14 protein-coding genes, 1 tRNA gene and 2 pseudogenes are annotated in these 21329 nt (G+C 57.9%); 4 read left to right on the plus strand and 13 right to left on the minus strand.

Features of this window, described 5'->3' with window-relative positions; translation table 11 throughout:
- A partial coding sequence (locus BG61_RS43745; protein WP_206540628.1) for a hypothetical protein occupies positions 1 to 268 on the minus strand: 268 nt, incomplete at its 3' end.
- Positions 269 to 412: 144 nt separating this feature from the next.
- On the opposite strand from BG61_RS43745, the gene BG61_RS34400 reads away from it, so the two are divergent.
- Entirely contained in the window at positions 413 to 1543 is a 1131-nt protein-coding gene (locus BG61_RS34400; protein WP_035924728.1) for a site-specific integrase, read from the plus strand.
- 436 nt (positions 1544 to 1979) lie between these two features.
- Here the strand turns inward: BG61_RS34400 and BG61_RS34410 are convergent, their stop codons facing one another.
- From BG61_RS34410 to BG61_RS34450, 9 genes are all read right to left on the minus strand, one after another.
- Positions 1980 to 5306, minus strand: a complete 3327-nt coding sequence (locus tag BG61_RS34410) for a Swt1 family HEPN domain-containing protein (protein WP_035924723.1) — start codon at positions 5304 to 5306, stop codon at positions 1980 to 1982.
- Positions 5307 to 5312: 6 nt separating this feature from the next.
- Entirely contained in the window at positions 5313 to 8204 is a 2892-nt protein-coding gene (locus tag BG61_RS34415; RefSeq protein ID WP_035924719.1) for a DUF1156 domain-containing protein, read from the minus strand.
- Positions 8201 to 11779 (minus strand): helicase-related protein, encoded by a 3579-nt coding sequence (locus BG61_RS34420; RefSeq protein WP_035924717.1) that lies wholly within the window; start codon positions 11777 to 11779, stop codon positions 8201 to 8203. Before BG61_RS34420 ends, BG61_RS34415 begins: the two co-directional genes overlap by 4 nt.
- Before the next feature lie 125 nt (positions 11780 to 11904).
- A complete protein-coding gene (locus BG61_RS34425) occupies positions 11905 to 13701 on the minus strand; it encodes a DUF2326 domain-containing protein (protein WP_035924715.1) in 1797 nt (598 codons plus the stop codon).
- A complete protein-coding gene (locus tag BG61_RS34430) occupies positions 13688 to 13939 on the minus strand; it encodes an ABC-three component system middle component 8 (RefSeq protein ID WP_232255946.1) in 252 nt (83 codons plus the stop codon). The genes BG61_RS34425 and BG61_RS34430 overlap by 14 nt, the downstream gene beginning before the upstream one ends.
- Positions 13920 to 14885, minus strand: coding sequence for an ABC-three component system protein (locus BG61_RS34435; protein ID WP_035924709.1), 966 nt, complete (start codon positions 14883 to 14885; stop codon positions 13920 to 13922). The genes BG61_RS34430 and BG61_RS34435 overlap by 20 nt, the downstream gene beginning before the upstream one ends.
- A complete protein-coding gene (locus BG61_RS34440; protein ID WP_035924736.1) occupies positions 14882 to 15205 on the minus strand; it encodes a helix-turn-helix domain-containing protein in 324 nt (107 codons plus the stop codon). Before BG61_RS34440 ends, BG61_RS34435 begins: the two co-directional genes overlap by 4 nt.
- A gap of 723 nt (positions 15206 to 15928) precedes the next feature.
- Positions 15929 to 16300, minus strand: a complete 372-nt coding sequence (locus BG61_RS34445) for a hypothetical protein (protein WP_063741161.1) — start codon at positions 16298 to 16300, stop codon at positions 15929 to 15931.
- Positions 16301 to 16309: 9 nt separating this feature from the next.
- Positions 16310 to 16384, minus strand: a tRNA-Ala gene (locus tag BG61_RS34450).
- Between the two features lie 542 nt (positions 16385 to 16926).
- On the opposite strand from BG61_RS34450, the gene BG61_RS34455 reads away from it, so the two are divergent.
- Both BG61_RS34455 and BG61_RS34460 read left to right on the plus strand, forming a co-directional pair.
- A complete protein-coding gene (locus BG61_RS34455) occupies positions 16927 to 17517 on the plus strand; it encodes a hypothetical protein (protein WP_035924706.1) in 591 nt (196 codons plus the stop codon).
- A 222-nt stretch (positions 17518 to 17739) separates the two neighbouring features.
- Positions 17740 to 18978, plus strand: a complete 1239-nt coding sequence (locus tag BG61_RS34460) for a Shedu immune nuclease family protein (RefSeq protein WP_035924703.1) — start codon at positions 17740 to 17742, stop codon at positions 18976 to 18978.
- A 286-nt stretch (positions 18979 to 19264) separates the two neighbouring features.
- Here BG61_RS34460 and BG61_RS34465 read toward each other — a convergent pair.
- From BG61_RS34465 to BG61_RS34475, 3 genes and pseudogenes are all read right to left on the minus strand, one after another.
- A pseudogene (locus BG61_RS34465) lies at positions 19265 to 20222 on the minus strand (tyrosine-type recombinase/integrase).
- Complete coding sequence (locus tag BG61_RS34470; protein ID WP_174479756.1) at positions 20219 to 20557, minus strand: hypothetical protein; 339 nt, start codon at positions 20555 to 20557, stop codon at positions 20219 to 20221. The pseudogene BG61_RS34465 and the gene BG61_RS34470 overlap by 4 nt, the downstream one beginning before the upstream one ends.
- Positions 20558 to 20561: 4 nt before the next feature.
- Positions 20562 to 21020 carry a hypothetical protein gene (locus tag BG61_RS34475; RefSeq protein WP_035924701.1) on the minus strand — a complete coding sequence of 153 codons (459 nt, stop codon included), beginning with the start codon at positions 21018 to 21020 and terminating at the stop codon, positions 20562 to 20564.
- Positions 21021 to 21209: 189 nt separating this feature from the next.
- Here BG61_RS34475 and BG61_RS40795 point away from each other — a divergent pair.
- Positions 21210 to 21329: pseudogene (locus tag BG61_RS40795) on the plus strand (integrase); the annotation flags it as partial.

Consider the following 21329-nt stretch of genomic DNA (forward strand, 5'->3'; position numbering starts at 1 on the left):
GAACCCCTGGGATCACCGGGCGCTTACCATGTATGCGCATGTAGTCGTTGTAACTCTCCGATCTTGTCCGCTCATCGCCCTCTGGTGTGGAGCGGTTTTTTTTTGCGCGCGCAGGGTGTTTGACTTTGGCGGTTGCGGCGCGATCGCCTGAATCGCGATTGAAAGCGCCGAGTTGAGTGGTGAGATTCGCGGCCGGGCTCCGCGCTAATTTGCCGGGGCCCATATGCAAACAGCGCACTACATCTTCCGATGTAGTGCGCTGTTTCATGAGATTCGTGGTGAGGAGGAGGATCGAACTCCCGACCTTCGCATTGCGAATGTAAAAACCTCATCAGCAAATACGCGACCTCTAGCGCTTTTCTGGATTATTTGCCACAATCTTGCCACAATCCGTTCGAGCAAGCATCGAGAAATGTCGACCATCCGAAAGCGTGGGCAATACCAATGGGAAGCGCAGGTACGCCGGCGCGGCTACCCAGCGCAAAGCAGGACCTTTACCACCAAGGCTGAAGCGGAAGCCTGGGCCAACATGATCGAATCGGAAATGTCGCGCGGCGTATGGGTTAGCCGCAGTGAGGCCGAGGCGACAACGCTCTATGAGGCGCTGAAACGCTATGAGGAAGAAGTCTCGCTGACAAAGAAGGGGGCGGCGCAGGAATCTTCTGTCTTAAAGACCTGCAAGGCAGTTGACCTGGCAAAGCGGCCGCTAGCCACGATCCGTAGCGCAGACGTAGCGAAGCTCCGCGACGAATGGCTGAAGGACTACAAGCCCGCGACGGTGCTGCGCCGCTTGGCGGTCCTGTCCCATGTGTTCAACATCGCCCGCAAAGAATGGGGCATGGAAAGCCTTTCGAATCCGGTCGAGCTGGTGCGAAAGCCGCAGCCCAATAACGCACGCACTCGGCGCATTGCTGTCAATGATGGACCTGTCGGTACGCTAGAAGGCGACGAACTCGAGTCGGAACGCGGCGCGCGAGGTGGTGAGCTTGAACGCGTGGTGAAGGCTAGCAACTCGGCGCTGCTGCCGTCCATCATCTGGCTGGCCGTCGAAACTGCGATGCGCCGAGGCGAGATTGTATCCCTGTTGTGGGTGCACGTGGATCTCAATCGCTGCGTCGTACATCTACCGTCGACGAAGAATGGAGACGCCCGCGACGTGCCTCTGTCTTCGCGCGCCGTTGCGGTGCTTCAGGCGCTGAAAGACGCGCGGAATGACGCCAAGGATGGTACGACCGAAGGTGGCGAGGACGACGCCGGCCGCGTGTTCGAGATTCGCAGCGACGCCGTTACCAGAGCCTTCGAACGCGCAGTGGCGCGCGCCCGCAAGATTTACGTCGATGAATCCAGAGCGGCCAGGCTGAAGCCGGATGGTAAGCTCCTGACGGACCTTCGATTTCACGACTTGCGACACGAGGCGACCTCCCGCTTGGCGTCGATCTTCCCCATGCACGAGCTGACAAAGATAACGGGCCACAAAGACCCGCGCATGTTGATGCGTTACTACCATCCACGTGCCGAAGACCTAGCAAAGAGGCTGGCGTAACTTAACTCGCCTCAGCAGATTGCAGGAAGTCATGCCCCCAGAAATGCCCCCATGAGCAATCCTTAACAGCCCCAATCAGCTCGCAATCTTGCTCTGCAATTCCGTTGCGAATTTTCGGGGCACTAAGAAGATAACGGGATAACTACCCTCCACTGCTACTGATCTAACCAATGAGCTCACAGCACCCTCGCGCAAGCCAAATTCGAGGAAGACGTCAAAGATGCGTATATCAAGGCCCTCGGAACGCTGATTGCGCTGGCGCGAAGTCTCCGCGACCGTATGGAAGTTCGCAAGCGCCAAATTGGCGAACCGGCGAGCGTCCTCTGAAACTCGTCGATCGGGCTCGTGAAGCCAGCGAATGAACCGTTCATAATCTCGCCAGGCTGTCGCCATCATTTTCCTCCACACATCTTTGCGCCTGCCTCGCGCGCGCAGGTTACTCATCCTCGAACCCGCTTCCCGGCGTAAACTTCAGCGTCCGGATGTTCTCTGTCACCGCACGGACCACCTGGTTCGGCGCACCCTGCGGTATTTCGGCTGCCACATCGATGGTCACCGTCACCGTCGCCCCGACCAGCCCAGCGAGATGCGAGATAACTTCGTCTGCAATTCGGCTGGCGTCGCGACCAACGCGGGTCGTATCGAGTACAGCCATACCGTGGAAGCGCTTAGCTTTTGCGGGCACCGGGGGCGGTTCATCTGGAGGAGTGGATCCTGGTCCTGCGCCATCCCCCGGTGGTAGTCCAGGTTCGCCGATCGGTTCGGCAACCACGCGCTCGACGTCAAGCTGGTTGCTCGCGACATCCGGTTTCACCACCAGCGCCGGTGCATGAGCATCGGTAACCGTCACCATTTGTCCACCGCGCAAACCTTTGTAACGACTGGCGTCCTCATCGAAGCTATCTGCGAAACCAAAGCCATCCTGCGGCCAGGTCAACAGACTCACTCCGTCCCGGATCGCGTCCAGCAGCACAGAGGAATTGCTGAGTCGAGGCAAGTAGAGATAGCGCGCAAAATCCTCGACCAACTGTTTCACGGGCACATGATTGCCACGCCAAAGAGGAATGCGATCCAGCTCCATGCGCAAACGGGTCGGAGCGAAGCTGGTCAGATATAGCTCGTCGGTGCGCAGCTTTTTGCTGGCACGCACAGCCAGCGCATCCTGTCCCGACAGTCGCAGCGCCTCCCACGTGACTGCGTCCTGCGGTTTGCTTTGCACTGGTACCAGCAGCCACTGATACGTTTCAGGAAGCCTCGCGGTGACAGCGCTATCGGCGGCGGTCTTCTGGGTCTCGGCCTGGGTCGCCTGATACGGAGACAGATTGAGCTGGTCCTTCTCAGCCAGGATCGACGCCCACGCCAAGTACTTGCGTGCTGCCTCGTCTAGATCCTGCAAGCGGGTCTTGTCCGCAGCCAGAAAAACCAGGGTATTGCGGAAGAGGCGGGGCGTGTTTCCGCGCGTTTCCAGAATCGCCTTGGCGGCAATTTCGGCAGCGCTGCCGCCCTCTTTGCTGTACGGTTGACCTACGCCGAACACCACGAGACGCGCATCGAGATCGTCCGGCACATCCGCTCCCGTTTGCGGCATGGGGTGGACGCGGTTGAAGTCGCCCATACGCACCAAATCCTTTCGCACGCGCTGCTCCAGCTCATGTGCCACCTTGTCGGGGTCTCGTTTGAACTGCTCGGCACGGTCTTCTGCAAGTTTGGTGACCGTTGGTTGCGTTGAGTACCAGTAATGTGGCCCATCCTGATAGAGATAGGTTGCCGCACCGGCCATGCGGCGCAAGGCGTCGCCAAACACGGCGGGTGACTCCCCTGGCATCACGCAGCCGAGCTTCACCCGTCGATCCTCGATGCCCTTGTGGGCGGCCGCCGTGGTCGGTGCCGATCCCATATAGATGGCGCGTGCCACCCGGCGACACGCCGAGAGCTTGCCAAGATTGGGCAACTCGCTGTCGAGCCGCAGCGGCAGGGAACTCGGGCCATCAACATCTTTCTCGATCACTGGCACCCAGTTGTCCGAGAGGTAACGTGTCAATTCGGACTGCACGCGCGGGTCATCTATCGCCACGTTGCCCGGCAGGATGAGCGGATTGCGGTCGCCCTTTTCCCAAAGGCTGTGAATCACCGCCGCCATGAGGCGCAGCACGCCGCGCGTGCGCTGGAATTTCACCAACGTGGACCAATCGGTGTAGAGGCGGTCGAAAATTTCCGGGTGAATCGGATACGCCATCTTGATCCGCTGCTCGTATTCTGATTCCCTGCATTCCGGCGGAAACTCGGCCTGTTGGGTGCGATAGAACTCAGCAAACGCGCGCGCCACCACATCCCGGTCCCTGAACTGTGCCGGGTCAGACAGTGGCTGAAACAGCCGTCGGCGCACGATCTCGAAGCCCTCCTCCGCGGTCGCCGGTCGCCATGAAGACTCGACACGGCCCACCACATTCCGCAACCTGTCCAGCGCCTCACGTCCGCGCGTCCCGCCCACTTCCACGTCATCAGCCTGGGTGTGCGGAGAGCCGGACGTGTCTGAGGCCGGCAGGCTGATCACTAGCAGACAGTTCTTGGCCAGCTTCGCTGATTCGGTCAGCACCTGGGCAAAGGTAAATTGCGTCTCAAAGCCGCCGGCTGGCAGGTCACTTTGGTCGTGCAGCTGTCGTGCGTAGGCCACCCACTCGTCCACCAGAATCAGGCAAGGGCCGTACTCGTTGAACAGTTCGCGCAGCACGTCTCCGGGGCTGGTGGCATTTTCATCATCAGCTTTGACACGGGAGAACGCTTTCTTTCCACCCAATTGCCAAGCCAGTTCGCCCCACAGGGTGCGCACCACCGTACCGTCCGGCTTGGTGGACGGATTACCCGGAGAAATCTTGTTGCCCACCAGCACCACCCGCCGGGCCGTAGCAATCGCGCTAACTTCGGCACCTGAGATTACCGCATCGATCCCGGCAAGCTCGGTAGGCGCAATCCCAGAAAACAGGTGGTACAGCGCCAGCATCGAGTGGGTTTTCCCGCCGCCAAAATTGGTCTGCAACTGGACTACCGGGTCGCCTCCACCCACCGTGAGACGCCGCACTGCGCCTGTGAGCATCTCCTTCAGGCTCTCAGTCAGGTATGTGCGGCGGAAAAATTCCACTGGGTTGCGATATTCCGGTGTGCCCTCGCCCAGATGCACCTGCCAGAGGTCGGCAGCGAATTCAGCCTGCTGGTAGCGACCGCTGGCTACATCTTCGTGCGGCATCACCACTTCACGCCAGGGTTTGAGGGTGGCTGTCACGCCGCTGTCGATGGCGATGCCTGCCGACTTGCGCTTGTCGTTGCGCGCTTGCTCGTCAAAGCGCACCCGCAACAGTTCCATCTTCATCTTCTCGACGTCGTCCGCCTCAACCGCGGAAATGGAAGAGAGCAGGCGCCCTGCCGAATCGAGAGCACGGTAGGCATCATCGCTGGAGAAGGGTTCCTGATGGGCCCAGCTGTTGCGTACAGCCTGAATCTCGTTCACCAAACTACGTTCTGTCTTGCCAAGAATCTGGCGAAACACATCGCTCCATTTGCGATCCATAACCACCAGCATAACAGCGACGTCACTGAGCGACTCATTTTTGCCAGCGCCGAGGCGCGTGTCCGACAAAACGTCCTTCACTTCGAACGCCCAGTTGTTCCCGTACTTTGTTTTGAGTTCGCGCTCGACAAACGGCGCCAAGCCAGCCTTTAGAAGCTCCAGTGCCTTTCCGACGCGCTCGTGATTGGTAGTGGCCATGGTTGCTTATTCCTGATCAAACATATCGTAAGTACCTGACGTAGCAGCACGAGGCGTTTCGCCGGCAAGTCGTGTGATCTCCGGCCAGCTTTGCACCAGACCGTTGTAAGCCATGGCTTCGTTTGCGCGCTTCTTTCGCTCGCACAAGGTATAGAGGAGATAACAAAGCTCGCGCGCGGTTTCGGCCCGGCTGCCCAGCTTGGCCACCAGCACTGCCGCCGCGCCTTCGCCACCCGCTTCGAGCACGCGAATCAGGTGGTGCACCATTTCCCAAACAGAGAGACGGGTATCTGTCGTCGGATCCCAGGTCGCCAGAAGTTCAGCGGGTTTGAGCAAGCGTACCTTCCCGGCCTTGGACACAAGAATGCCTCCCTCAACCAAGCCGGCCACGGCAGTGTTCTTCGACTTGGAGAGCTGTTCGGCAACACCGTAATCGCCCTCGGCAAAGCCGTTCTGCTCGAACCAGGTAAGTGCCCAGCGGCTGTCCGCGTCGAAGTCGCCTTCCTGTTCGGCGAGCGCCTCATCAAGTGTCTGGTTAATTAGTACCAGTGCTTGCCGTACCGAGAGAGGCTTTCCTTCGGCGTCAAGGACACGGGCGTAGCGGGTATATACCGCCATGCCAGGTCCAATGGCAGCCTGCGCCAAATCTACCGGTGCGATATTGCCATGCTGAAGATGTGCGAGCGCCGCGGGGAGTTCTACCTTGAGGGCAGCGACAAATTCGCGTCGCGTCGCTGTGGGCGCTTCGGCGGCCCGTGGGCGACAGACGAGGATGATGCTAGAGGCGAGGGCATTGGAGGAATTCTGACGCATCCGCCCTTGCCTTTCCGTCCGCATCGGCCAGGTTCCAGTGGTCTCGAAGCCAGCGCGAATCACCGCATCGAGAAAGGTATCCCACCCGGTATTCGTCGTGCCACTTTCTCCATCGCTTTCTGTTTGTTTGAACGCGTAGTAAATGGTGACTGGAAAGGCTGGATGCGTTTGTTCAGCCAATCGATGCATGGCTTGCGTCATTCCGTCGAGGAAGAATGCTTCCGCCCCGGCCTTCCCGGCGTGGCGATAGGAGAACGCAACCAACTCTTCAGCTTTCGGTACAGCCAGCGTAGCGAAGAGGTCCGGGAAAGTCGGTTTCAGGGAGCGGCGCATCCAGACGTAGAAGAAGTCGGAGAGATCCGCATAAGGGACGTTGTCGTAATACGGTGGGTCGGTCGAGACCACTTTTCCGGCGGATACGGCTTGGGTGTGCGCATCTGCCTGCGCTGCTGTACCTGGCAGAGACCCGCTCATTAAAATGCTCTTCGCAACGTACTCCAAATTCTTGAGAAAGTTACCTCCGGAATCTGAGAATACGTTTACCTCGCCGAAGTCCCAAGTCATGGGTAGCGCCTGCCTGCCGAACACATGCGTAACAAGTTCGTTTTTTGGCTGGTTAGCCCATATGCACAGACTGCACCAGAAGTCGGCGCTCCTGTCGACGCCAAAGGCGAGGTAGACACTCACTGCATCGGCATAAGCCGCCGGCCCGGTTCCACCTTCGTGAAGTGGGCGAGAGTCGTCAGGAATTGTGCCTAATGACTTGGCGTCCGAAAGTACTTGGTCGCGAACCTCATGGACGAGGTCAGAAAAAGTCGTTAACGCGACGATCTGACGGTCGGTGAAGAGCTGCGAAAATTGCTCCATCCCGTACGGCTTTACGCCGAGATATTGTGAGGTACCAGAGATCGCAAGATCTGGCTTCCACATTGGCTTCGCCTCGCGCGCGACCGCCTCCATCTCCTCGGTCGGTGGCAGATACACGCGCTCCCGTTCACCCTCCGTTACGATTGCCATCAGCCTTGTGCCCATCCTTCCAGCCTTACTCTCCGCCTTGATGTAGTCACTACTTATCGGCACTCCGGACATGACGCATTGAAAGTTCGCTCCGCGGGAAAGCTTCGTGCCATTTTTTGTTGTCTCCGGATCGGTGGGCAAGCCCACTTTTACTGTAAAGCTATAACGATCACCGTTGATCAACGGTTCAACGTACGCCTCTTTACCCGGCTTGGTCGCAAGCATGAAGGTAGCCGCGAGTGGTACCTCCACCTGCGCGAAAGCTGGGTTTGGACTCTTTACCGTTCGCGCCCACAACCAAGCGATTACCTTTAGACGCTTGCCCAAATAGTGCTTCAGGTCGGGCCGAATTCGAGCCATATCTGCAGTCACTTCTACGTCGGGGTAGAGGTGACCAATGCGCCTTTCGGCTTCGTCGCGCATCCACTTGCCGTAGTAACGTACGTCGTCGGCCAAACCCTGCGCACCGGCCCAAGTTTGGTCCATCTGCGCTTTTTGTCTCTGTGCCTCGGAATTTACGGGCGGACGCCCCGCGAATTTCGGCGGTATCTCGATCATTGCCTTGTTAATGACTACCGCTACCGGGTTGAGGTCAGTAGCGTAGCTCTCCAGCCCTAGCCGCTGAGCTTCCAAAGGTAAGGAGCCGCCGCCGGCGAAGGGGTCGTGGAAGGCGGGAAGTTTGTCGCGGTTAAATAGTTCCTCAGCACGCGGATGGGCGGCGTTCTCGGCGCACGTATAGCGCCAGCTCTGCCAGATCTCGTCACGCGCCTGCTGCAGGACCGCCTCATTGGTGTTGTTTTCCCACTTCACCAGTTCCTCAATGATGCGGAACAACCGATGACGCTCCTGTTCTTGCGCTTCTTCAGTTTTGAAGATGTCCGGATGCGCCGAGGGGTCGTCCACCATTTGCGCAAAGATTACCGCCCGCGCAGCTGCCAGGGGCCGCCGTGCCCACCACAGGTGTAGCGTCGACGGATGGCCGTGCCGGATCGATTTCTCGCGCGCGCTGGCAACATTGATGGCTTCCAGCGGTAGGGCAACTTCGATGAGCTTCTTCTTATAGGTCATGATGGAGCATTCGATCTGGCGATCAGTTCTGAAAAATCGTAGTTCACGCTGGTCACGCCGAAGTCCGGCTCGCGCTGGAAGGGCTGACGCAGGTAGTGGGGCTGATGCGTGTCTTCACCAGTAAATTCGACGATGGCGAGTATGAAGTCTTCCGGCTTGTTGAGTGAATAAAGAATCTCGTTGCGCGTGACCGTAATGGTCGGGGCCCCGGACACGCGCCCTTTCACTTCGATGAAGCGCAGCTTGCCGGTGCCGGGGACACGGCTTTCAATGTCGTAGCCGAGTTTTTCAAATTCGCGGTCGGCGGGCTCAAAACCCAAGCTACGTTCGATCTCCATGACGATGGCACGGGCACGCGCGGCGTTGATCTGGGTATCCACCGGTGCAGTCGGCGCGCTGAGCGTAAGCGTTGCCGGCCCGGTCATGGCGTTGACCAGCCCTATTGGCACCACCAGTAGTCCTCCCAGCACCACGGGAGGCAGCGGCGAGAGCTGCGCTTCGAGCTTCAGCTCTTCGAGCCGCTTTTGCAGCCTTCCTTGCAGGAGGTCCGCGCGCTTGCGGGCTTCGCCGGAGTTGAGTTTGGCATTTGGTTTTCCGGCCTGCTCCTGCAGCTTGAGTTCTTCGGCGCGATGGTCCCAGTAGGTGATTTCCTTGGTAAGCCGTTCTTTTACCGCTGCCTCAGTCTTGGCGATGAGTCCGAGCTTGTGGCGACGTACTTCCGCCAGATGTTCCGGCACGACGTTGGCGATGGCATAAGCCTGCGCCTTCTGCTCCAGATCGCGATTAATCCACTGGCATTCTTCCCGATCGAGGATGCCCTCGATATCCGGTTCGCTCGCTGCCAAGGGGCGGTAGTCGAGATAAGGCGCGTAGTGCACGTGGCGCGTGACACCTTGGGCATCCTGTTCGACATAGAGCATGCGCTTGGATACGACGCGGCGTTCACCTGAACGGGCAACGCCGGCATCTTGAATGACGTGCTCCAGATAGAAAATTACACGCGGCGAGGTGCCGGGGTCTCGCTCGTCGACTAGCACGGTGCCGCGTTTCAGGAGATCTCTATTGCGCTCCAAGGTGAGGTCGATGACGGCATCGAGCAGTGGGTGACCAGGGCAAACAAAGGCTGCGAGCGGCTGGCCCTGCGGCGCCACGAGGGATTTTTCAAAGGCGATGCGTTCGTAACGCGGCAGCACAGGTTCGCCAATGCCGATAAGGCGATCCCGGTTGCGCACTGGAGCGGGAACGTGGGTGATTTCGTAGCGTCTGGTTTCGCGCTGTTTCGCCGTGCCACCGAGTTGCCTGAAGGCTTCGTGAAAGAATGATTCGATGTAGTGGGGTTGCAGACGCCTTGCGTCGGCGCGCTCCATGTCTTCCCGGATACGCTGTACCTGGCTCACGTCCATGGCATCGTGAGCCAGTGCCCCCTCATCGAGAAGCCGCTGAAGATGGCTGCGATTGAGAGCGGCATCGAGCACGGTGGTGAGGTAAGCCTTAACCTCGGGCTTTTCACCATGGCGGATGGCCTCGATCAGCAGATCGCGCAACGATCTGCCCTCGAACTGGAGCTTGCCTAGGACGTCAAACACCTGGCCACCCAGCGCCTGACGCGCCTGTTCAAGTTTTTCCAGCAGCTTGCGATAGACATCGCCTTCACGTGTGCCGTCTGCTACCAGATTCCACAGGTGGCACACTTCGGTCTGGCCAATACGGTGGATACGGCCGAAGCGTTGTTCGAGCCGGTTAGGGTTCCATGGTAGGTCGTAGTTGACCATCAGGTGCGCGCGCTGGAGGTTGATGCCCTCGCCCGCTGCGTCGGTGGCCAACAGTACTTGCACCTCCGGGTCGTGCCTGAAGGATTCCTGTACCTTTAGGCGCTCCTCGCGGCCGATGCCGCCGTGGATGACGACGACTGCCTGCCTGCGACCAAGCAGCGTGGTGATACGCTGCTCCAGATAATTAAGCGTGTCGCGGTGCTCGGTGAAGACGACCAGCTTCTGGTGGGGGGATGGTTTGGGCGGGGGAATCGCGCCCGCGCCAGATCCGGTGACTTGCTGATCCAAAGGAACCGTGGCGAAAATTTCACCGAGCAAACTGGCAAGTTCACGCCACTTGGTATCGGTGCCACTGCGGCGCACAACCATGGCATGGTCTTCCAGCCCTTTCAGGGTTTCGATTTCGATACGCAGCTCGGCAATGGAGCGAGCTGCGGTTGCCTGATCGAGGATTTCCTCCTCGGCAGCCTCGACTTCAGTGTCGGGCGCTTCTTCCAGGTCCTCGACGTCTTCACTGTCGAAGGCTGGCAGTGATGCCGCCAAGATGGGCATCGCCTGTCCTCCACGATGAAGGACTTCCAATTCTCGTAGCCGGCTCTCAAGACGTTCGCGCCGACGACGCAGCGATTGATAGATAGCCTCCGGCGAAGAGGCCAGCCGCCGTTGCAGGATGGTCAGCGCGAAACCGACGGTGCCAGCCCTCTTGTCATTTTCCAGTGCTTCAGCGCGATTGAATTCCTCGCGCACGTAATCAGTGACGATTTTGTAGAGGTGGGTTTCGGCATCCGACAGCATGTAAGGTACGGTGTAGGCAATCCGCGGGGGGAACAGCGGCGTGCCGTCGAACTTGAGCAGACTTTCCTTGACCATGCGGCGCATGAGGTCGGACACGTCCGCCGTATGTACACCGTCCCGGAAACGCCCTTCGAACCGATCTCCATCCAGCAGCGCCATGAAAAGCTGGAAGTCTTCTTCCTTGCCGTTATGCGGTGTCGCCGACATCAGCAGGAAGTGCCGGGTCAGGGTCGAGAGTAGTTGCCCCAGCCGATAGCGCTTGGTGTATTTGGCTTCACCGCCGAACACCGTGGCGGACATCTTGTGTGCTTCGTCACAGACCACCAGGTCCCAGCGGCAATCGGGCGCCTGAAGCTTCTGTTGCACATCTTCGTTGCGCGACAGTTTGTCCAGGCGAGCGATCACCAGGTTGGTCTCGAGAAACCAGTTTCCGGTACGCGCCGCTTCCAGCTTGTCGTTGGTCAGAATCTCGAAGGGCAGGTGAAACCGTCGATAGAGTTCGTCCTGCCATTGTTCCGCGAGGCTGCCAGGGCAGACGATCAGGCAGCGTTGCAGATCGCCACGGGCGATCAGCTCTTTGATAAGCAGTCCAGCCATGATGGTTTTGCCGGCACCCGGGTCGTCCGCCAATAGGAAGCGTAACGGCTGACGGGGGAGCATGGACTCATACACAGCCGTGATCTGATGTGGGAGAGGATCGACAACGGAAGTGTGCACTGCCAGGACGGGGTCAAACAAATGCGCAAGCCGGATGCGCTGGGCCTCGGACACCAGACGGAAGAGCGCGCCGTCACCGTCAAAGCTCCACGGCCTACCAAGTTCGACCAATTCCAACCGCGACTCATCGTGACGGTAAAGCAACTCGTTGGCAACCTTACCTGATGCCGTTTTGTAGGTAATCTCCAGCGCCTCGGAGCCGAACCATTGGACGTTGACGACCGTCACCAGCGCATCGGGGACAATGCCGCGTATGGCGGCGTTGGGCTGGAGTTGGTCGAGTTTCATCATCGCAGGAATTTCCTCATTTTTCTCAGATTCGGTGCAAGCCTTGAAAACACCTCGACCTACAAAGTGTCCGCCACCGCGATCTTCATTATTCTCTATTGCTCGCGGCGGTCAGGTTCTTACCGCGCTTACCAGGCCGCCATCTTGAACAAACGACCCTGCTCACTCTCATCATGCAGCCGCAGCACGATTTCGCTCTCATCAAACACGGAGCCCTGCTTTTCCGCCCGCGTGGGTAAGTCCGAATCGATTAAGGTGATGATAGGCTGGAGTCCAAGTTCGGCATACCGACGAATGACCTCCAGGAGGTTCTCCTTCTTGCGATCATCCAACGACTCAAAAACGCCATCGTGATAGACGAAGCGCGGAAACTTGTCATCGAGATAAGCGCGTAGCAACGACATGTCGAAGGCGATACACAGCAACTTGCGATAGGTGTGTCCCAAGTCTGCACTCGTGGCATTGCCAGACTCATCAAGGATCTCTGCCTTGAATTCGAGATGACCAGCCTGGTTCGGCGAGACACTGAGCAAAGCCTTGCGGTCAATTACCTCTTCAACAATCTCACTGAAAAATAGCCGGATAGCAGAGAAAAGGCTGGTTTGGTCCGAGTTCTGCTTCTCAACGTCGGCCTCAATCTGTGTCTGTAGGTGCCCTCGCTCGTCCATCAACGTGCGGATTTCCGTGCGCAACTCCTGCAGCCTATGCAAGAAACCGCGTTGCCGCTCCAGCGACGTGATGTCCGCCCTGAGTGTCACCATTTCATCGGAAACCTGCTTGTACTTGCTGAAAACGTCCGTGCCGCTCAGGAAAGACAACGTATCCGAACGCTTTTTGCCGAGCACGCTGAGTTCTGCGTTGACGCGCTTCAAGTCGGCCTCCACCTCACTGAGCTCTTCCTGGAGGTACACGCGGCGCTCGTCTGTGATCGCCTTGTTGAATGCAATCAACTGCTCGAAGTCCTTCTTTACCTGCCCCCTGAACAGCACGCCGGCTTCCTCGAATAGCCGCTCAGCCTCGTCTGGATTGAACTGGATCTGCTCTTCCTCCAGCGACGCAACAATTTTCTTCCTATTCTGATTTAGCGAATAACGTTCGCCATTGAGCGCCGCGATGCGTTCGTCGATGCCATCGACCAATTGCTTGGTCCGATCCTTGTCCTGCGCGCGAAAATCGAACGCATCGAGAAGCTTCTGTTTCTTCTCGGCTTCTTTCTGTTTGAGTAGCAGGATACCTTCTGTCTTGCTAATGTCCTCGATGGACCCGCCCAACTCATTCTTGATGGTCTGTGCCGTGGACTGCTTCTTCGTCAGTTCCTCTTCCTTCTCGTAGTGTTTGGCCACCAGGCTTGCGTTGAAACCTAGTATGTGAGCAAGGAACGGCTTCCAATCAGCGTGCGCGGCAGCGAATTTCCGTAATTGGAACATGTCCCGAAAATCGTCTTGCGAACGTAGCAGATAGCCCAAGCCCTTTCGGTACGACCAGGGCTTGAGCACGCGCCAATCAAGTAAGCCATCCAGAAGATCGCGCGCGCGCTCGAACGGAACTTCCTGATGGTCCCACTCCTGCAGCGGTAGCGTAGAGAAATCCTGATGTGCAGCCCGATGCTTTTTGAAGCTGATTTTGGTTGCCTCTTCGACACCGCGGCGTATGGTCACGTACGACGCGTCCTGCAGTTCGACCTCAAGAAAGAAGACGAAGTCCTTGAACAAGTCGAAATGCTTAAAGAGGAAAAACTTCGAGTCGCGTCCTGCGAGGAAGGCGAAATCAAGCAACCGCCCCAACGTAGTCTTGCCTAGGTTGTGCGTGTCCTTGTTGCGATTCTCAGGCAAGCGAATTTCCGCCATAACGACGTTCAAGCCCGACTCGAAGTCTACGGGCTCAAACCGGTCGGCCTTGTTCGAATAGAGTCTAGACAGCTTCATTTGGCCCCACGTATTCTACGGCGTCAGTCTTAGGGCGATAGTCGATCAGTCCCATCAGAAAGAGAAAGTTCAGCGCTGGTTGAAACAGCACGTCGCCCCCAATCACGGCCTTCTTCGCATACTTGCGCAAGGTGTCGTACTCGTCCACGCGGCGCGCCTTGAGGCGCGCCAGCAACAGGAGTGACACGTTGATGACCGTGCGGTCTGGGTGAGAGTGCTTACTCGGCCGCAGCATCATCCACCTCCCCGATGTCACAGTTCCAATACATGTAGAACAGCACCGCACGTGTAAGTCGCTTGTGCGCGTGCTGACGCAGTATAGGATCACGGTTGAACAGCAAGTCCACCAGGTACTCCATCACCGCGTCGAAGGTCTGGTGGTCCTTGCGCTTTGCGATGATCTTGAGCTGAAACTCGTCGACTACCGACTCATACATTCGCAGCAATTCGAGGTTCTCGGGCGCGGCCAGAAATGCGCGGATCTGTGCAGTTTCCTTGAGATAACGTCGGCGCTGAGCTTTCGCATACTCACCGGTCATGTTGTTGAGCGCGTTCTTCTGCTCGTACGTCACACGCGTGGTCGGCGGGTCGTCAAGGACATCCGATACCCCACTCCGCTGCCGCGCGAGCGCCTGGACAACTTCGGCAAGGTCATCGGGACTCACGATCAATGGCGAATCCACCGGATCGAGGTTCACCTTCTCCGGAACGTCCGGAAAGGTCTTCAACAGGACCTCCAGATGCTCGAGGCCACATAGGTGGATTGACGATTCCGGGATGTCACATTGGGCAGCAATATACGCGCGTATCTCGCTCTCGGCATTGCCAGCCAGACGTCGATTGGCAAACAGCATGTAGTGGTCAAGTTGCTTGCTTTCGCGCAGCTTCTTGATACGCGGGATCTCCTTACCCAACACCGTGTTCGCCGCCGTCGTGCTGAAAAAATCAGATTCAGAGAAATTGCGGTTGTAGCCGTTAGTGTGCTTGGCCTGGATGATAGTCGTACCGACCCAAGGTGCCGCCTTGCTGGGATGAAGTTCGGCCGTTCCGACAAACTTGGCGTCCCGTCCGCCATCGGGTCCCTTGGCGAACCCCTGCACGGAAATGCCAAGCAGGCGCTGACACAAGAACACGATCAGGTTCTCGAATTGTCCGTCGCTCAGGTCTTCGTAAGCGAACCTCATCGCGCAGCTACGGTGATGCCTGCGCCATGAGCGCGGCGCGCAGGGCGAACGACAATCTCTACGTGCTGATCGAGCGACACGAGCGCCTGCATCAGACGTTCGAGTGAGATGTTCTGGAGCTTGAATCGTCGCACCTGCGACACCTTCGGTTGCGTCATACCGGTGATACTCGCGGCTTCTGTCTGGCTCAGACCACGCTTCTCGATCAACTCGTTGAGCTTGATCGCGAGGACAGCTTTTGCCGAAAGTTCCTCCGCATCCGCTAACTCGAGATCAACCAGCAAGCTACCCGTGGCTCCAGAAATTGCCTTGCGAGGCATCGTCATCTCCCGTTCAACCCGTACCAGGTGGGCGCTACTTTCGACCGCGTTCTCGATCAGGCCACGTGCGGCAGCTGAGTACTGGTCCCGGCCGTGGATCTCAATTTCAAATTATATCCGTTCGAATATACCTGACAAAGAATTTCTTATATGGAGTGGTTGTGGTATAGGCTGCGGGTAACCACCACCCCTGCAGCCCCCCGTAAAGCACCTCAAGATTCCCCACAAGTTGAGTGATCGTGCTATTCGTTTTGCCTGAAGAGCAGATACATCTTCCTGATTTCGTGCAATACGAGGAATCCGCGTCACATGACCGTGGGGCCGGGTGGTCGGTCATGCTTGCGATTCAGATATCCAGCCTGCATGGCTATCCACAACACGGCTTGCTCGCGGCCGCCCGTAATTGGCATAACACCTGATGTGCAAGGCAAGGCAGTACTCGTACACGACGAGCGCGCGAGGCGAAAAAAAAAAGTCGCCGCGCTCCGATCTATGGCTTGCCTAGGTGCTGATCGTAGGTCAGGACTAGTGCGCTTTATGCCTTGATTAATTGACGGTTGCGACACATTGAAAGATTGACGGGAAAACTTGCACGAAGGTCCGCAATCCACACTCTCTGGAACATAAATTTCTATCTGTTCATAAATCGACCGTTTTCTTGACTAGCACTCGACACCCGCGCTTTCGGGGTTGCCGGTGATAACCAACGGAAAATAGACAAGCTCAACGGCTTGCAGGCGTACGTGTGCTCGATCCGGCCGGACCTGCCGGCGTGCGCTGCCTAGCTTGCTGCGCTTTGCGTATGTTGCGGTCCAGCCGCCGGGCCTCCTTCTCCAGTGTGTCAATCTGCCGGAGGAATGGGCGCATCTCATCCAGCAGCTGGTCCTCCCGCTCCTGAAGTTGCGGGACCACGTGCGTGTAATCCCACTCGTATTGTTTCAGGGCGAGCCGCGTATCGGACCACGCGCGATCAATCGGGCGCAGCTTGGCCCGCAGCTCGCGCAGTTCCTGCCAGATGGCTTTCTGCCGTCGCTGGTCGGCCTTGATAAGGGCCATCCGCCGCAGTTCTTCAGCCAGTTCGGGGCTTATGGTCATGACCGTGTTTGGTGGAGGAAAGATGGTCGAACTCCCGACGTCGGCGTTGCGCACGCCGCGCTCTCCCATCCGAGCTATCCCCCCATCAGGCGCGGCGAGTGTAATCGTAATCCATCCCATGCCCGATTTAGGAATGACAGTTTTTTTTACTGCACCCGGAGAGCCTTTTGCAGCAAGGATGTGTGCGGGTTCGAGTCCCGCACACCCAATTCAAAGTAGCGCATCTGATTGACCTTAACCTGCCGCCATCCCGTGCAGGCACGCTAGGCTGGTGCTGACGGGGTTGACGTAACGCCTCATATACCGACAAAAAGCAAAACCGGCCCCGCGATCACCGACGGGGACCGGCCACAGTCAGGCGCAGTCCGGCCGATAGTGTTGAAAAACTCCTTTTCTCGCGCAGTAGAATCGGCTCGTGAAAAATCGACCTCTCAGATCGCTCCACAAGCGGCTCGTGAGCATCGGTTAGGGGTAATAGGTCCCCCGAAAAACTTCGCTAAAGTCCTAGTGACGGAGTTTTTCAACACTATCGGCCAGGAGCGGACGCTCGACATATGTGGCTAGATTGCTGACAATCCTGTTGCCTAGAACTACCTGATTGTCCTTTATATCTAACAGGATGCAAGATGGAGAAGAGCCATGCCGATCACGTCATTGAACACTTCGAAAAGAATGCCGCTTGGGCGAAGGAACGCAGCCACTTCTTCGAGTCACTCTGCGCGGCCGAATTTCATTGGTTCTTTGTTCAGGGCGTAGACGCGATTCGGAACGAATACTACGTTCCAGGAGCATCCTCATTGCTAAACGGGATCGAGGCGAGTCTGCGCGTCACCATCGCACAAGTAACTGGAGCTGAACCTGGTAAACCCTTGGACGAGTTGTCCCCCTACCGCGTTCTCAGCAATAAGCTCATTGTTAATGCTTCAGACATAGGGATGCCGGTGAGCGCACTAGCCTTTCCCGGGGAAAGTGATTTTCTAAAGAAACTTACAACTTCCAAACCCGATCGCCTAGATGTGGAGATCGTACGCCAGAGAAATAATATCTGTCATGGCAACATTTTCGAGTTCATCAATCGGGATCTAGGGCCAGAGAATTCGTTTTTCACGCCAGAAAGCCTCCGCCCACTGGCATACACCCTTCTCGAAGTGAGTCGAGTTTGGGCTGGAGAGCTCGGTAAGTTCCGCAGATCAAAGAGCCTCCTTCACTACGACTAATGCCTTGAGTACTGGGCCATTCACCGTCACGATCGCCATCCGACGTTGGTCTGGAGGCCGGCGCAGCCGGAGCCTTCACTAGTGGCGTGCCGAGCGCGGCGGGTTCCGTGGAGGCGCAATTGGCCATTCTATTGTTGGCGCACTCGTTCAAATGGGTACTTTGAACCAGAATCTTTGGTACCCCACAACTAGACGCGAAATCATCTCGCACTGAGGGCAAACATGTTGGATTTCCGTACCACGAAGACCGGCGTCGATTTCGACTACCAGCCGGAGTTTGGCACTCAACATCAGTGGGTCTGGGAGGAAATGAAGAGCGGGAAGTCCACGGAGGTATCTCGCGTATTCTCCTTTCAAAAAGCGGACCTCAAGAATCCGCCCACCAACAAAACGGACTTTACTGAGTACGTCTATACATTTCGCTTTGGCACGTTTGAAGACGAGTACTTGCGAATCCCCGGCAGTGTCTTTTCTATCGAGCGAGATGTGCTCGTAAGCCGCGAGCTTCGGCTAAAACGTTCGGTCTTTGTCGCCGAACGAAATGTCTCAATTATGAAGCGACTCTCCGATCTTCTCGATAACGACGAGCCTATTGTTATCGGGGGCGGCCGCGCCGGGAACATTCCGCTGCCCGTCTATCAGGAATTGCTCAGGAAATTCCCGACCACACACGAGCTTAATCGCTACGCTGCTGCACGCGTTCACACCATCCTCTCGCAGTATGTGGACGGCATGAAGGATGCACGGGGGCTTTATGAGTCCTACCTCGATAAGAGGTCAGCGCTGAACGGAGCCTTATCTGCTGAAAATCCGCCGGAACTCAAAGCGTTGAAGGAACAGGAGGTCCTTAAGTACCGCCTTATCCATGACGAAATTCAACAGAGTCTGCTGACCGGCAAGAACCTGTCCGAGAAAGAATGGCAACAGCGGATGGTTTCATTCCTTCTACTGCTGTTTCCAAAGTACATCAGGGTGCTTCAAAACATCACAATTAACGACTACTACAGCAAGTCGGGTAAAACGTCCAAGCGATATATCGACATCGGCCTAGTGGACGCGAGCGGAAACCTCGACGTCATTGAACTCAAAAAACCCTTCGAAGACAAAATTCTTCGCCAAGGACTGTACCGAGGCAACAACATTCCGACTGCCGAGTTGACCGGTAGCGTCATGCAGGCAGAGAAGTATCTCTTCCACTTGTCGAAATGGGGTGTCGACGGAGAGCGCGCCCTCACGAAGGCCTACGCCTCCGAACTTCCTCCAGGATTGGATATCCGGATATCCAATCCGAAGGCAATCATTATCGTCGGCCGCGGCCGGATTGGCGGTAAGAAGATGACTGATGGCCAGCAACTCGATTTTGAAATCATCAAGCGCAAGTACGCGAACATGATAGACATCATCACTTACGATGACTTGCTAGGCCGCCTCCAAAACACCATCTACGCGCTCGAACACTGACACGCCACTCCAGCCAGTGACGTAGCTTCCTGTGCCGGAGGGCGCGCGCCTCGCTGCAGACTACATCCAGAACGACGTGTAGAGGCTGCCTCTGGCCAGACGCCGCTGTCCGCCGTGCGCACGCTCGAGGCCAAGCGCGAAACCTAACCCGAATCGCCACTCACCCAACGTTGCCCCGGCGAACGTCCGCTTCAGAGCATATTTAGTGACCGCTGCGGGTCGGTCAGCGACATTCGAGCCGCGTCTGGCGTGCGTATAAATACCCCTTTGCTGCGAGGCCTCGCCGTTAAACGCGGATCCGCTCCACCTCGTCCAGACTGATCTCGTCGTGTCGCCGGTCGTACAGCTGCGTGGTGCGCGTCGACGCATGGTTCGCCATCGCCGCGGCGTTCTCGAGCGTGCCGCCGTTCTTCAGGTAGGCGGTGATACCGGTCGCGCGGAACGTATGGTTGCCGATCGCCGTGGCAATGCCGGCCGCGAGCGCGCGCCGGCGCACCATCGCATACGCGTTCGCCTGTGGCAACGGGGTGCTGCTGAGCCGCCCGGTGCCGCGCGCGACCGTGCGAAAGAGCGGTCCTTTCGGTTCACCGGCGATACCGGTGCCCTCCAGGTACGCGTGCAGATATGCTTCCAGCGTGTGGTGACAGGGCATCTCGTGCCGCTTGCCACCCTTTTCACGGAGGCGCACCCACAGGCGCCGGTGCTGCACATAGACGTCGTCCACCCGCATCGCCAGCGCCGCACCGACCCGCGCGAACGAAAACACCATCAGCGCAATCAGCGCGGTCACGCAAGCCGATCGGCGTGGTCACATCGATGCTGTCGAGCAGTTGCCGCGCCTCGGCGGCATCGAGTACCGGCGTTTTGCCCTTTTTGGTGGTGTGGCTGGGACCCCGCACCGACGCGGCCGGGTTGTGCGGGACGATCTGGCTCGTGACGAGCCAGTCGAACAGGTGGCGGATCGCCGCGAGCCGCTGCTTGACGGTCGGCGCCGAGTGCGTCTGCGTCTGCCGCTCGATCCAGGCGGCGACATGCAGCGGCTGCACCGCAGTAATCGACGTCACGCCGGCGCTGGCGCACCACGCGAGAAAATCCCCCGCAGCGCGTGCATACGCACGCCGCGTGTGCGGGTTGCGGATTGCCGAAGCGAAGAATTCGAGAAAGCGGATGCCGGCGCGTTCTCCCGCTGCGCTGACCAGCGCAGGCACAGACACCTCCGCTGCGAACGGTGTCAGGTAGTTCATGCGTCGTCACCACCCGCTGGCCCGGAAGGCGGGCGTGGCCGGTCGGCTTCGCGACCATCCCATTCCGACCGAAGCCGGTCCTGATACGTCAGGCCATCAGGCTCCGATGGCGTGATGCGCAGCCACGCGCCGAGCGTGTCCCTGACGCACTGCGGGCAAAGGTCAACGCTGACCTCGCTGCCGTCCCCGAAGATCGAGCCGAAGCCGCCCCGGAACGACAGCGACACGCGCTCATGCCAGCCGGAATCGTGATCGTCGGGTTCCATGCGCTTCTGGCATCGGTCGCAGATGCAAGCGGCCACTTCTTGCACAATTTTTTTGCGATATTCAAGCATCAAACTACTCCCATGACTCTTTTCGAATCTGATTGAGAGCCGGGCTATCCCCTTTGATGTGTTCACCACAAGCTGTGCGCGCATAGGCCTTCCCGAGGCTTTTCGATCGCTCGATCACCGGCTCTATAGCGAAATACACGGATACCGCTTCGCGCGGTTCGAGCCGGCGCGGCCAGGGTTTGCCGTCAAAGACCTGGGGCTGCGGGACCCTGAACCGCTTTCCACGACCATTCCGCAACATGAATCCGACCTCTGAGATCGTTATGGCAAAACTGCTGAGATTGAGGACCTCGATGGAAAACCCCGGATGTCCGTGCGGCACTGAAAACGCAAATGCCGGACAAACCCTGAGGCGTGCGCGCCGCTGGCTGATCGTGTTCCAGGTGTTCATGACACCCAGCGCTGCGCCGAGCAGCGCCACACCGGTCGTCACCGAACTCTGCAAGTCCAGATTCAAGTTCAAGGTATTGGTCTCCTTTTTTATGTGATAAAGGCCATTGAACTAAACCGCTGACGCGGTATGGTGGCTGGCCGACGTCCCCGTCTTGGCCGGCGCCGCGGGCATTCCTTTCCGGGTGCGACGATGACAGTGCAATTCACCGCACCTGCTCATCCCGAAAGGAGTCCTGCCATGACACCCCTACGTCAGCGGATGGTCGAGGATATGCGCGTTCGCAATCTCTCGGCCAATACCCAACGCGCGTACCTGCAGCAAGTTGGCGCCTTCGCGAAGCACTTTGGCCGCTCCCCGGCGACGCTGGGACCCGAAGAA

It is taken from the genome of Caballeronia glathei (assembly GCF_000698595.1).
Classification (GTDB): Bacteria; Pseudomonadota; Gammaproteobacteria; order Burkholderiales; family Burkholderiaceae; genus Caballeronia; species Caballeronia glathei.

What these genes read in the sequence shown, in the direction of transcription:
- BG61_RS34400 (WP_035924728.1), top strand. Translation starts at nt 413, where the DNA reads ATGTCGACCATCCGAAAGCGTGGGCAATACCAATGGGAAGCGCAGGTA.
- BG61_RS34410 (WP_035924723.1), bottom strand. Translation starts at nt 5,306, where the DNA reads ATGGCCACTACCAATCACGAGCGCGTCGGAAAGGCACTGGAGCTTCTA.
- BG61_RS34415 (WP_035924719.1), bottom strand. Translation starts at nt 8,204, where the DNA reads ATGACCTATAAGAAGAAGCTCATCGAAGTTGCCCTACCGCTGGAAGCC.
- BG61_RS34420 (WP_035924717.1), bottom strand. Translation starts at nt 11,779, where the DNA reads ATGATGAAACTCGACCAACTCCAGCCCAACGCCGCCATACGCGGCATT.
- BG61_RS34425 (WP_035924715.1), bottom strand. Translation starts at nt 13,701, where the DNA reads ATGAAGCTGTCTAGACTCTATTCGAACAAGGCCGACCGGTTTGAGCCC.
- BG61_RS34430 (WP_232255946.1), bottom strand. Translation starts at nt 13,939, where the DNA reads ATGATGCTGCGGCCGAGTAAGCACTCTCACCCAGACCGCACGGTCATC.
- BG61_RS34435 (WP_035924709.1), bottom strand. Translation starts at nt 14,885, where the DNA reads ATGAGGTTCGCTTACGAAGACCTGAGCGACGGACAATTCGAGAACCTG.
- BG61_RS34440 (WP_035924736.1), bottom strand. Translation starts at nt 15,205, where the DNA reads ATGCCTCGCAAGGCAATTTCTGGAGCCACGGGTAGCTTGCTGGTTGAT.
- BG61_RS34445 (WP_063741161.1), bottom strand. Translation starts at nt 16,300, where the DNA reads ATGACCATAAGCCCCGAACTGGCTGAAGAACTGCGGCGGATGGCCCTT.
- BG61_RS34455 (WP_035924706.1), top strand. Translation starts at nt 16,927, where the DNA reads ATGGAGAAGAGCCATGCCGATCACGTCATTGAACACTTCGAAAAGAAT.
- BG61_RS34460 (WP_035924703.1), top strand. Translation starts at nt 17,740, where the DNA reads ATGTTGGATTTCCGTACCACGAAGACCGGCGTCGATTTCGACTACCAG.
- BG61_RS34470 (WP_174479756.1), bottom strand. Translation starts at nt 20,557, where the DNA reads ATGCTTGAATATCGCAAAAAAATTGTGCAAGAAGTGGCCGCTTGCATC.